Consider the following 12,705-nt stretch of genomic DNA (forward strand, 5'->3'; position numbering starts at 1 on the left):
AGCTCAGGGCTTAAATGCCCGCAAAGGAGACAGGCATGAACCAAGAGGTCATGAATCTTTTCAATCCGCAGGTGCCTGCACAGACCTTCGATTCCATCCGGATTTCGATAGCGTCCCCGGAGAAGATTCTTTCCTGGTCTTACGGTGAGATCAAGAAGCCGGAGACGATTAACTACCGTACCTTCAAGCCGGAACGCGACGGTCTTTTCTGCGCCCGCATCTTTGGTCCGATCAAGGACTACGAGTGCCTGTGCGGCAAGTACAAGCGCATGAAGTACAAGGGCATCATCTGCGAAAAGTGCGGCGTCGAAGTCACGCTGTCGCGCGTGCGCCGCGAGCGCATGGGCCATATCGAGCTCGCCGCGCCGGTTGCTCACATCTGGTTCCTGAAGTCGCTGCCGAGCCGCATCGCAACGCTGCTCGACATGACGCTCAAGGATATCGAACGCGTTCTCTATTTCGAGAACTACATCGTCACCGAGCCGGGTCTGACGTCGCTCAAGGAAAATCAGCTCCTGAGCGAAGAAGAATACATGATCGCGGTCGACGAGTTCGGTGAGGACCAGTTCACCGCGATGATCGGCGCCGAAGCGATCTACGAGATGCTCGCATCGATGAATCTCGAGAAGATCGCGGGTGATCTGCGTTCGGAGATGGCCGAGACGACGTCCGATCTGAAGCAGAAGAAGCTGATGAAGCGGCTGAAGATCGTCGAGAACTTCATGGAATCCGGCAATCGTCCGGAATGGATGATCATGAAGGTGGTTCCGGTGATCCCGCCGGACCTGCGTCCGCTCGTGCCGCTTGACGGCGGCCGGTTCGCGACGTCGGACCTCAACGATCTCTATCGCCGCGTCATCAACCGCAACAACCGCCTGAAGCGGCTGATCGAGCTGCGTGCGCCGGGCATCATCATCCGCAACGAAAAGCGGATGCTGCAGGAATCCGTGGACGCGTTGTTCGACAACGGCCGCCGCGGCCGCGTCATCACGGGTGCGAACAAGCGTCCGCTGAAGTCGCTCTCCGACATGCTCAAGGGCAAGCAGGGCCGCTTCCGTCAGAACCTGCTCGGCAAGCGCGTCGACTATTCCGGCCGTTCGGTCATCGTGACCGGTCCGGAACTCAAGCTGCACCAGTGCGGCCTGCCGAAGAAGATGGCGCTCGAGCTCTTCAAGCCGTTCATCTACGCCCGCCTCGACGCCAAGGGTTACTCCTCGACCGTCAAGCAGGCGAAGAAGCTGGTCGAGAAGGAAAAGCCGGAAGTCTGGGATATCCTCGACGAGGTCATCCGCGAGCACCCGGTCCTTCTGAACCGCGCGCCGACCCTGCACCGCCTGGGCATCCAGGCCTTTGAGCCGATCCTGGTCGAAGGCAAGGCGATCCAGCTGCACCCGCTCGTCTGCACGGCCTTTAACGCCGACTTCGACGGCGACCAGATGGCCGTTCACGTGCCGCTGTCGCTCGAAGCACAGCTCGAAGCACGCGTGCTGATGATGTCGACGAACAACATCCTGCATCCGGCAAACGGTGCCCCGATCATCGTGCCGTCGCAGGACATGGTTCTCGGCCTCTATTATCTGTCGATCATGAACCAGAACGAGCCGGGCGAAGGCATGGCCTTCTCGGACATGGGCGAATTGCACCATGCGCTGGAGACCAAGGCCGTCACCCTGCACGCCAAGATCCGTGGCCGTTACAAGACCGTCGATGCCGAGGGCAACCCGGTTTCGAAGATCTATGAAACGACGCCTGGCCGCATGATCATCGGCGAACTCCTGCCGAAGAACCCGAACGTCCCCTTCGAAATCTGCAACCAGGAAATGACCAAGAAGAACATCTCCAAGATGATCGACACGGTCTATCGCCATTGCGGTCAGAAGGACACGGTCATCTTCTGCGACCGGATCATGCAGCTCGGCTTCTCGCATGCCTGCCGCGCCGGCATTTCGTTCGGCAAGGACGACATGGTCATTCCGGACACGAAGGTGAAGATCGTCGGCGACACCGAAGCGCTCGTGAAGGAATACGAGCAGCAGTACAATGACGGCCTCATCACCCAGGGCGAAAAGTACAACAAGGTCGTCGACGCCTGGGGCAAGGCGACCGAGAAGGTCGCCGAAGAGATGATGGCGCGCATCAAGGCCGTCGAGTTCGACGACAGCGGCCGCCAGAAGCCGATGAACTCGATCTACATGATGTCGCACTCGGGCGCCCGCGGTTCGCCGAACCAGATGCGTCAGCTTGGCGGCATGCGCGGCCTCATGGCAAAGCCCTCGGGCGAGATCATCGAAACGCCGATCATCTCGAACTTCAAGGAAGGCCTGACCGTGAACGAGTACTTTAACTCGACGCACGGTGCCCGTAAGGGTCTCGCCGACACCGCCTTGAAGACTGCGAACTCCGGTTACCTGACCCGTCGTCTCGTCGACGTGGCACAGGACTGCATCGTCACGCATACGGATTGCGGCACCGACAAGGGCCTCACCATGACTGCGATCGTCGATGCCGGGCAGGTCGTAGCCTCGATCGGCCAGCGTATCCTCGGCCGTACGGCGCTCGACAACATCGACAACCCGGTCACCGGTGAACGCATCGTCGATGCCGGCAAGATGATTCTCGAGCCGGACGTCGTCGCGATCGAGAAGGCCGGTATCCAGTCCGTCCGCATTCGTTCGGCACTGACCTGCGAGATCCAGACCGGCGTCTGCGGCGTTTGCTACGGCCGGGACCTCGCCCGCGGCACGCCTGTCAACATGGGCGAAGCCGTCGGCGTCATCGCGGCTCAGTCGATCGGCGAGCCGGGCACGCAGTTGACCATGCGTACGTTCCACCTTGGTGGTACGGCAACGGTGGTCGACCAGTCGTTCCTGGAAGCCTCTTATGAGGGCACGGTTCAGATCAAGAACCGCAACATGCTGCGCAACTCCGATGGCGTACTCGTCGCCATGGGCCGCAACATGGCGATCCAGATCCTCGACGAACGCGGTGTCGAGCGCTCCTCGCAGCGCGTTGCCTACGGTTCGAAGATCTTCGTCGACGATGGCGACAAGGTGAAGCGCGGACAGCGTTTCGCCGAGTGGGATCCCTACACCCGTCCGATGATGACGGAAGTGGAAGGTACCGTTCACTTCGAAGACGTCGTCGACGGCATCTCGGTTCTGGAATCGACCGACGAGTCGACCGGCATCACCAAGCGCCAGGTTATCGACTGGCGTTCGACGCCACGCGGTACCGACCTGAAGCCGGCGATCGTCATCAAGGACAAGAATGGCAACATCGCCAAGCTTGCCCGCGGCGGCGAAGCCCGCTTCATGCTCTCGGTCGACGCGATCCTTTCGGTCGAGCCGGGACAAAAGGTCAGCCAGGGCGACGTTCTTGCCCGTTCGCCGCTCGAAAGCGCCAAGACCAAGGACATCACCGGTGGTCTGCCGCGTGTTGCCGAACTGTTCGAGGCACGTCGTCCGAAGGATCACGCCATCATCGCGGAGATCGATGGAACGATCCGTTTCGGCCGCGATTACAAGAACAAGCGTCGCGTGATGATCGAGCCGGCGGAAGACGGTGTCGAACCGGTCGAATACCTGATCCCGAAGGGCAAGCCCTTCCATCTTCAGGATGGCGACTACATCGAGAAGGGCGACTACATCCTCGACGGCAATCCGGCGCCGCACGACATCCTGGCAATCAAGGGCGTGGAAGCACTTGCTTCCTATCTCGTGAACGAAATCCAGGAAGTCTACCGACTGCAGGGCGTTGTCATCAACGACAAGCACATCGAGGTGATCGTCCGGCAGATGCTTCAGAAGGTCGAAATCACCGACGCCGGTGACTCGACCTATATCGTCGGCGACAACGTCGACCGCATCGAACTCGAGGACGTCAACGACTCTCTGCTTGCCGAAGGCAAGAAGCCCGCCTTTGGCGAGCCGGTGCTGCTGGGTATCACCAAGGCATCGCTGCAGACGCCGTCCTTCATCTCGGCCGCTTCGTTCCAGGAGACCACCAAGGTCCTCACCGAAGCTGCGGTCGCAGGCAAGACGGACAATCTGCAGGGTCTGAAGGAGAACGTCATTGTCGGTCGTCTCATCCCGGCCGGTACGGGCGGCACGATGACGCAGATCCGCCGTATCGCTACGGCCCGCGACGAGTTGATCCTCGAAGAGCGCCGCAAGGGCACCGGTGCGGAAAGCGCCACGCCGATGCTCGCCGACATGGCAAACGATCCCGCCGCGGCGGAATAAGCGAAAAGGGGAGGGTATCTGCCCTCCCTGGCGAAACAAAAAAGCCGCCCGGAGCGATCCGGGCGGCTTTTTCAGGTCGATGTGTTTGGCGTCGATGCGGCTCCAGATGCCGCGCGATCTCTCAACCGAAGCGAATGATGGCGACTTCGCCCTCGAGGGCGCCCTGATAGGCGGAAGCGTGCGGCTCCTCGTCCGGTATGCCGTCCAAGGTGCCGATCTGGTCGAGATCGGCTTCAAGGAAGCCTTCCTCGGCGAGTGCGTTCAGCGCCTCGCGCACGGCCGTATCGTCATCGGGCGCCCGCAGCATCACATGGATGTCGACGCCCTCGGCATCGCCGTCGGTCTCGTAGGCCTTGCCGATAACGATGAAGATCAGCGGTTCGTCGGGTGCGTTGTCGTTATCCGGTGTGACAGACATGGAAACATCCTCTTTGAAGAATAGTAACGGGCGATCGCGTTTCTTTTAAGTCGAAAGAGGCCGAAACCGGCGCGATCGATTCTCAAGCGTTGAGACGCGGGATGCGGGGAAACCGGATACACTTTGCCTCATCCTGCTCTACTGCATATTGCGCCAGACCGAAACCCGTTCCACGAATCGTACGATGGCCCGAAACATTTTTGGTCAGGGATGACGTCGAGACAGAATATCGGGCACGGCGCGACTCGCGGTCGTGGAAAACGACAGAAAGAGGTTGCTGATTCCTTAAGTGGGAACGACTATGCGACGACGCGGGCCGACATTCGGCCGGACCTAGGGCACGGCAAGCGCTCAAAGCCTTGTTTCTCGGGCATATCAGGGCTGCAACGCCCAGATATTTCTTAATTGCCCTTGACGGATCGCCCCGAAATCAGTACACCCCGCCGCATCAGAGCCCATGTGAGGCTGGCTGGTTCGGAACGACGCGTTCTGGAGTTCGCCTCAAACAAGGTTCAAAACGCACGCTGACGACATAATGCTGCACGCAAGACGCGCGAGATAGTGCGTCCTCTGCTTTTTGTGGGGCCATCTGCGAAAAAGCGGATCGGCCCTCGTTTTGCGCATTTCATAGGCGTTCGTTGTTGCCGGCGACGGCAAGCGATCCGCCCGAAAGGGTAACGAGACAAGTTTTTGTAAGGGATGGTTAGATGCCTACCGTAAACCAGCTGATCCGCAAGCCGCGTCAGGCACAGGTAAAGCGCAACAAGGTTCCTGCACTGCAGGAGAACCCGCAGAAGCGCGGCGTTTGCACCCGCGTCTACACGACGACCCCGAAGAAGCCGAACTCGGCTCTCCGTAAGGTCGCCAAGATCCGCCTGACGAATGGCTTCGAAGTGATCGGCTACATTCCGGGTGAAGGCCACAACCTTCAGGAGCACTCCGTGGTCATGATCCGCGGCGGCCGCGTGAAGGACCTTCCGGGTGTTCGTTACCACATCATCCGCGGCGTTCTCGATACGCAGGGTGTGAAGAACCGTAAGCAGCGCCGCTCGAAGTACGGCGCGAAGCGTCCGAAATAACATCGCAACCGGCGCCATTTCGCTGGTCATAAGATTTAAAGTTGAGAGACGAGAAGTATGTCCCGACGTCACAGAGCAGAAAAGCGTGAGATCAACCCGGATCCGAAGTTCGGTGATCTGGTCGTCACGAAGTTCATGAACGCAATCATGCTGCACGGCAAGAAGTCCGTTGCGGAAAGCATCGTCTACGGTGCGTTCGATGCGGTCCAGTCGAAGCTGAAGCAGGAGCCGGTCGCCGTGTTCCACTCCGCGCTCGACAACATCGCTCCGCATGTCGAAGTGCGTTCGCGCCGCGTCGGTGGTGCTACCTACCAGGTGCCGGTCGACGTTCGTCCGGAGCGCCGTCAGGCTCTCGCTATCCGCTGGCTGATCGCAGCTGCCCGTAAGCGCAATGAAACGACCATGGTCGATCGCCTGTGCGGCGAACTCATGGACGCAGCGAACAATCGCGGCAGCGCAGTGAAGAAGCGCGAAGACACCCACAAGATGGCTGATGCCAACCGTGCGTTCTCGCACTACCGCTGGTAATCAGAACAGGTTCCGAAAGGCAGTCTCTCATGGCTCGCGAATATAAAATCGAAGACTACCGAAACTTCGGTATCATGGCGCACATCGACGCCGGCAAGACGACGACGACCGAACGTATCCTCTACTACACCGGCAAGTCCCACAAGATCGGCGAAGTCCATGACGGCGCCGCGACGATGGACTGGATGGAGCAGGAGCAGGAGCGCGGCATCACGATCACGTCTGCTGCGACCACGACCTTCTGGAAAGGTCGCGACGGCAAGACGCGGCGCTTCAACATCATCGACACTCCCGGCCACGTCGACTTCACCATCGAAGTCGAGCGCTCGCTGCGCGTTCTCGACGGTGCGATCGCGCTTCTCGACGCCAACGCCGGTGTCGAGCCGCAGACGGAAACCGTCTGGCGCCAGGCCGAGAAGTATCATGTTCCGCGCATGATCTTCTGCAACAAGATGGACAAGACCGGTGCGGACTTCTACCGCTCGGTCGAGATGATCAAGACGCGCCTCGGCGCGACGGCCGTCGTTATGCAGCTGCCGATCGGCGCTGAAAGCGACTTCAAGGGTGTTGTCGATCTGATCGAGATGAATGCTCTCGTATGGCGCGACGAATCGCTCGGCGCCCAGTGGGACGTCGTCGAAATTCCGGCCGACATGAAGGAAAAGGCGGAAGAATACCGCGAAAAGCTGATCGAGACGGTTGTCGAGATCGACGAAGCGGCGATGGAAGCCTACCTGGAAGGTACCTATCCGGATAACGACAAGATCCGTGAACTGGTCCGTCGCGGTACGATCGACGTCAAGTTCCACCCCATGTTCTGCGGCACCGCCTTCAAGAACAAGGGCGTTCAGCCTCTGCTCGACGCCGTTGTCGATTACCTGCCGTCGCCGATCGACATTCCGGCGATCAAGGGTATCGACGTCAAGACCGAAGGCGAGATCACCCGTAAGGCCGACGACAACGAGCCGCTTTCGATGCTCGCGTTCAAGATCATGAACGACCCCTTCGTCGGTTCGCTTACCTTCGCGCGCATCTATTCCGGCAAGCTCGAAAAGGGCACGTCGGTGATGAACACGGTCAAGGAAAAGCGCGAGCGCGTCGGCCGCATGCTGCAGATGCATTCCAACTCGCGTGAAGACATCGAAGAAGCCTTCGCCGGCGACATCGTTGCTCTGGCCGGCCTCAAGGAAACCACCACGGGCGATACGCTTTGCGATCCGCTGAAGCCGGTTATCCTCGAGCGCATGGAATTCCCCGAGCCGGTCATCCAGATCGCGATCGAGCCGAAGACCAAGGGCGACCAGGAAAAGATGGGCCTCGCGCTCAACCGCCTGGCTGCCGAGGATCCGTCCTTCCGCGTCAAGACCGACGAGGAGTCCGGCCAGACGATCATCGCCGGCATGGGCGAACTTCACCTGGACATCATCGTCGACCGCATGCGTCGCGAGTTCAAGGTCGAAGCTTCGGTCGGTGCTCCGCAGGTTGCCTACCGCGAGACCATTACGCGCAAGCACGAAGAAGATTACACGCACAAGAAGCAGTCCGGTGGTACCGGCCAGTTCGCGCGCGTCAAGATCGTCTTCGAACCGAACCCGGAAGGCGAAGACTTCGCATTCGAATCGAAGATTGTCGGTGGTGCTGTTCCGAAGGAATATATCCCCGGCGTTCAGAAGGGTATCGAAAGCGTCCTGTCCTCGGGTCCGCTCGCGGGCTTCCCGATGCTCGGCGTCAAGGCGACGCTGATCGACGGTGCGTTCCACGACGTCGACTCGTCGGTCCTGGCCTTCGAAATCGCTTCCCGTGCATGCTTCCGTGAAGCCGCGAAGAAGGCTGGAGCTCAGCTCCTCGAGCCGATCATGAAGGTCGAGGTCGTGACGCCGGAAGATTACGTCGGTGACGTTATCGGTGACCTGAACTCTCGCCGTGGCCAGATCCAGGGTCAGGAAGCACGCGGCGTCGCCGTGGTGATCAATGCCCACGTGCCGCTCGCGAACATGTTCAAGTACGTGGACAACCTGCGCTCGATGTCGCAGGGCCGCGCTCAGTACACGATGCTGTTCGATCACTACGCGCCGGTTCCGTCGAACGTCGCGCAGGAAATCCAGGCGAAATATTCCGGTCAGAAGTGACCGGAATAGCCTCGCGCTGAAACAGAATGAAAAGATTTCCCCTCTAGGGGACAGGAAACGGAGAGCCGGAAATGGCAAAGAGCAAATTTGAGCGCAATAAGCCGCACGTCAACATTGGCACGATTGGCCACGTTGACCATGGCAAGACGTCGCTGACGGCAGCGATCACGAAGTATTTCGGCGAGTTCAAGGCGTATGACCAGATCGACGCTGCGCCGGAAGAAAAGGCGCGCGGCATCACCATTTCGACGGCGCACGTCGAATACGAGACGCCGAACCGTCACTATGCGCACGTCGACTGCCCCGGCCACGCCGACTACGTCAAGAACATGATCACCGGTGCGGCGCAGATGGACGGCGCGATCCTGGTTGTTTCGGCCGCTGACGGCCCGATGCCGCAGACGCGCGAGCACATCCTGCTCGCTCGCCAGGTCGGCGTTCCGGCGATCGTGGTGTTCCTGAACAAGGTCGACCAGGTCGACGACGCTGAACTGCTCGAGCTGGTCGAGCTGGAAGTGCGCGAACTGCTGTCGTCCTACGAATTCCCGGGCGACGACATTCCGATCATCAAGGGTTCGGCTCTGGCCGCGCTTGAGGATTCCGACAAGAAGATCGGCGAAGACGCGATCCGCGAGCTGATGGCTGCGGTTGACGCCTACATCCCGACGCCTGAGCGTCCGATCGACCAGCCGTTCCTGATGCCGATCGAAGACGTGTTCTCGATCTCGGGCCGCGGTACGGTCGTGACCGGTCGCGTCGAGCGCGGCATCGTCAAGGTCGGTGAGGAAATCGAGATCGTCGGCATCCGTCCGACGACGAAGACGACCTGCACGGGCGTTGAAATGTTCCGCAAGCTGCTCGACCAGGGCCAGGCCGGCGACAACATCGGCGCGCTGCTTCGCGGTGTCGACCGCAACGGCGTCGAGCGCGGTCAGATTCTGTGCAAGCCGGGTTCGGTCAAGCCGCACCGCAAGTTCAAGGCCGAAGCCTACATCCTGACGAAGGAAGAGGGTGGCCGTCACACGCCGTTCTTCACCAACTACCGTCCGCAGTTCTACTTCCGCACGACGGACGTGACCGGCATCGTGACGCTTCCGGAAGGCACGGAAATGGTCATGCCGGGCGACAACGTCACGGTTGACGTCGAGCTGATCGTGCCGATCGCGATGGAAGAAAAGCTGCGCTTCGCTATCCGCGAAGGCGGCCGCACCGTTGGCGCAGGCATCGTCGCCTCCATCGTCGAGTAACAAGAAAACGGCTTGAGCCGTTTCGGCAGGGACATGGTCGGCCATGTCCCTGCGATTTTTGAAAAGAAGCGGCTAAGCGAAACGAATACTTCAAGTGTGTGCTTCGTGAGCACACCGGAAAACACGAGCAAGGACAAGTCGAATGAACGGCCAGAATATCCGCATCCGCCTCAAGGCGTTTGATCACCGGATCCTCGATGCCTCCACGCGCGAAATCGTGTCGACGGCCAAGCGCACCGGTGCGAGTGTGCGCGGGCCCGTGCCGCTTCCGACCCGGATTGAGAAATTCACGGTCAACCGGTCGCCCCACGTCGACAAGAAGAGCCGCGAACAGTTCGAGATGCGCACGCACAAGCGTCTTCTCGATATCGTTGATCCGACCCCGCAGACGGTGGACGCGCTGATGAAGCTCGATCTGGCCGCCGGCGTAGACGTCGAGATCAAGCTGTAAGACCCGGCGCAAGCCGAAATAACAAGGAAGGTACGTGGAGTTTCTCCAACGGCTTCCAGGAACAGGAAACCGGAAGGTGTGTGAAGCGCCGGACGGGAACCCTAAACAAGAGGCGTGAACCGATGCGTTCAGGTGTGATTGCACAGAAGGTGGGAATGACCCGCGTCTACAACGACGCCGGCGAGCATATCCCGGTAACAGTATTGCGGCTGGAGAACTGCCAGGTAGTGTCCCACCGCACGGAAGAGAAGAACGGTTATACCGCAGTTCAGCTGGGTGCCGGCCGTTCGAAGGTCAAGAATACGCCGAAGGCCATGCGCGGCCATTTTGCCGCTGCCAGCGTTGAGCCGAAGGCAAAGCTCGTCGAGTTCCGCGTGAGCGCCGACAACCTGATCGACATTGGCGCCGAGCTTACGGCGGGCCATTTCGTCGCCGGGCAGCTCGTGGACGTTACCGGCACCACCATCGGCAAGGGTTTTGCCGGCGCGATCAAGCGCCACAACTTCGGCGGCCTGCGTGCAACGCACGGCGTGTCCGTATCGCACCGTTCGCATGGTTCGACCGGTTCCAACCAGGACCCGGGCCGCGTCTGGAAGGGCAAGCGCATGGCTGGTCACATGGGCCAGACGCGCGTCACCACGCAGAACCTCGAAGTCGTATCGACCGATGAAGACCGCGGTCTGATCCTGGTCAAGGGTGCAGTTCCCGGCTCCAAGGGTTCCTGGATCGTCGTCCGTGACGCCATCAAGTCGGGCACTCCGGAAGGCGCACCGCGCCCTGCCGCAGTGCGCGCCGCAGAATCGAAGTAAGGGAGCCGAATAATGGATCTCACCGTCAAAACCCTCGAGGGCAAGGACGCGGGAAAGGTTTCCCTTTCCGACGCCATTTTCGGTCTCGAGCCTCGTGAAGACATCATTGCCCGCGTCGTTCGCTGGCAGCTCGCAAAGCGCCAGCAGGGTACGCACAAGGCCAAGGGCCGTGCGGAAGTCTCCCGCACCGGCGCCAAGATGTACAAGCAGAAGGGTACGGGCCGCGCCCGCCACCATTCGGCTCGTGCTCCGCAGTTCCGCGGCGGCGGCAAGGCTCACGGGCCGGTCGTCCGCAGCCATGCGCACGATCTTCCGAAGAAGATCCGCGCACTGGGCCTGCGCCATGCGCTGTCTGCCAAGCTGAAGGCCGAGGACATCATCGTCATCGACGATCTCGTCGCCAACGAAGCAAAGACGAAGGCGCTCGCCGGCGCATTCGCCTCGCTCGGCCTCACCAACGCCCTGATCATCGGCGGAGCCGAGATCGAAGGCAACTTCAAGCTCGCCGCCCAGAACATCCCGAATGTGGACGTTCTGCCGGTTCAGGGCATCAACGTTTACGACATTCTGCGCCGTGGCAAGCTCGTGCTTTCCAAGGCTGCTGTGGAAGCTCTGGAGGAGCGGTTCAAATGACGGATCTTCGCCACTACGACGTGATCGTGTCTCCCTCGATCACTGAAAAGTCGACGCTGGTCTCCGAACAGAACCAGGTCGTCTTCAATGTCGCCAAGGGTGCTTCGAAGCCTGAGATCAAGGCTGCCGTCGAAGCGCTGTTCGGCGTGAAGGTCACGGCCGTGAACACGCTCGTCCGCAAGGGCAAGTTGAAGCGCTTCCGCGGCTTCGCCGGAAAGCAGAAGGACGTGAAGAAGGCGATCGTAACGCTCGCCGACGGTCAGTCTATCGACGTTTCCACCGGTCTCTAACGGATAGGCCCATTAGGGTAAAAACCCAAAAGGGAACAAGAAAATGGCATTGAAAAGTTTCAATCCGACGACGCCGAGCCAGCGTCAACTGGTCATCGTCAGCCGGGCCGGCCTCTACAAGGGCAAGCCGGTCAAGGCGCTGACCGAGGGCCTGTCCTCCAAGGGCGGTCGCAACAACCTGGGCCGCATCACCGTTCGTTTCCAGGGCGGTGGTCACAAGCGGACCTACCGTCTGGTCGACTTCAAGCGTCGCAAGTTCGACGTCGAAGGCACGGTCGAGCGTCTGGAATATGACCCGAACCGCACGGCGTTCATCGCGCTGGTCAACTACGCGGACGGTGAGCAGGCCTATATCCTTGCGCCGCAGCGCCTGGCTGTCGGCGACAAGGTGATTGCCTCGGAAAAGGCCGTCGACGTCAAGCCCGGCAATGCGATGCCGCTGCAGTACATTCCGGTCGGCTCCATCATCCACAATGTGGAGATGAAGCCGGGCAAGGGCGGTCAGATCGCTCGCTCCGCCGGAACCTACGCTCAGCTCGTCGGCCGTGACCAAGGCATGGCGATCCTGCGCCTGAACTCGGGCGAGCAGCGTCTGGTGCACGGCTCTTGCCTCGCATCGATCGGTGCTGTATCGAACCCCGATCACGGCAACATCAATGATGGTAAGGCCGGCCGTTCGCGTTGGCGCGGCAAGCGTCCGCACGTACGCGGCGTCGTCATGAACCCGGTTGACCATCCGCACGGCGGCGGTGAAGGCCGCACCTCCGGTGGTCGCCATCCGGTCACGCCATGGGGCAAGCCCACAAAGGGCAAGCGCACGCGCTCCAACAAGTCGACCGACAAGTTCATTATGCGCTCGCGTCACCAGCGCAAGAAGTAA

General features: G+C 60.5%; 11 protein-coding genes. 10 read left to right on the plus strand and 1 reads right to left on the minus strand.

What is annotated here, in order from left to right; translation table 11 throughout:
* Nucleotides 1-35: 35 nt before the first annotated feature.
* Nucleotides 36-4,241, plus strand: a complete 4,206-nt coding sequence (gene rpoC / locus ACFHWW_RS27520) for a DNA-directed RNA polymerase subunit beta' (protein ID WP_018099707.1) — start codon at nucleotides 36-38, stop codon at nucleotides 4,239-4,241.
* A gap of 121 nt (nucleotides 4,242-4,362) precedes the next feature.
* On the opposite strand, the gene ACFHWW_RS27525 is transcribed toward rpoC, so the two are convergent.
* The gene (locus tag ACFHWW_RS27525; protein WP_010969192.1) at nucleotides 4,363-4,659 is read right to left on the minus strand and encodes a hypothetical protein; all 297 of its coding nucleotides are present in this window, start codon (nucleotides 4,657-4,659) and stop codon (nucleotides 4,363-4,365) included.
* Nucleotides 4,660-5,366: 707 nt separating this feature from the next.
* Between ACFHWW_RS27525 and rpsL the strand changes: the two genes are divergently transcribed.
* The 9 genes from rpsL (at nucleotide 5,367) to rplB (ending at nucleotide 12,705) form a co-directional block, all read left to right on the plus strand.
* Complete coding sequence (gene rpsL, locus ACFHWW_RS27530; protein WP_003507760.1) at nucleotides 5,367-5,738, plus strand: 30S ribosomal protein S12; 372 nt, start codon at nucleotides 5,367-5,369, stop codon at nucleotides 5,736-5,738.
* Nucleotides 5,739-5,795: 57 nt separating this feature from the next.
* Entirely contained in the window at nucleotides 5,796-6,266 is a 471-nt protein-coding gene (gene rpsG, locus ACFHWW_RS27535) for a 30S ribosomal protein S7 (protein ID WP_003536198.1), read from the plus strand.
* 29 nt (nucleotides 6,267-6,295) lie between these two features.
* Nucleotides 6,296-8,395 (plus strand): elongation factor G, encoded by a 2,100-nt coding sequence (gene fusA, locus ACFHWW_RS27540; protein ID WP_018099708.1) that lies wholly within the window; start codon nucleotides 6,296-6,298, stop codon nucleotides 8,393-8,395.
* A 71-nt stretch (nucleotides 8,396-8,466) separates the two neighbouring features.
* Nucleotides 8,467-9,642: an elongation factor Tu gene (gene tuf, locus ACFHWW_RS27545; RefSeq protein WP_100672242.1), complete on the plus strand. Its 1,176-nt coding sequence runs from the start codon at nucleotides 8,467-8,469 to the stop codon at nucleotides 9,640-9,642.
* A gap of 142 nt (nucleotides 9,643-9,784) precedes the next feature.
* On the plus strand, nucleotides 9,785-10,093 hold the full coding sequence (gene rpsJ / locus ACFHWW_RS27550; protein WP_003507767.1) for a 30S ribosomal protein S10: 309 nt from the start codon (nucleotides 9,785-9,787) through the stop codon (nucleotides 10,091-10,093).
* A 122-nt stretch (nucleotides 10,094-10,215) separates the two neighbouring features.
* A complete protein-coding gene (rplC, locus tag ACFHWW_RS27555; RefSeq protein WP_010969195.1) occupies nucleotides 10,216-10,902 on the plus strand; it encodes a 50S ribosomal protein L3 in 687 nt (228 codons plus the stop codon).
* Nucleotides 10,903-10,914: 12 nt separating this feature from the next.
* The gene (gene rplD, locus ACFHWW_RS27560) at nucleotides 10,915-11,535 is read left to right on the plus strand and encodes a 50S ribosomal protein L4 (protein ID WP_029964936.1); all 621 of its coding nucleotides are present in this window, start codon (nucleotides 10,915-10,917) and stop codon (nucleotides 11,533-11,535) included.
* A complete protein-coding gene (locus ACFHWW_RS27565) occupies nucleotides 11,532-11,825 on the plus strand; it encodes a 50S ribosomal protein L23 (RefSeq protein ID WP_003536621.1) in 294 nt (97 codons plus the stop codon). Before rplD ends, ACFHWW_RS27565 begins: the two co-directional genes overlap by 4 nt.
* 43 nt (nucleotides 11,826-11,868) lie before the next feature.
* Complete coding sequence (gene rplB, locus ACFHWW_RS27570; RefSeq protein WP_018099552.1) at nucleotides 11,869-12,705, plus strand: 50S ribosomal protein L2; 837 nt, start codon at nucleotides 11,869-11,871, stop codon at nucleotides 12,703-12,705.

It is taken from the genome of Sinorhizobium sp. P24N7 (genome assembly GCF_042436655.1).
Classification (GTDB): domain Bacteria; phylum Pseudomonadota; class Alphaproteobacteria; order Rhizobiales; family Rhizobiaceae; genus Sinorhizobium; species Sinorhizobium meliloti_A.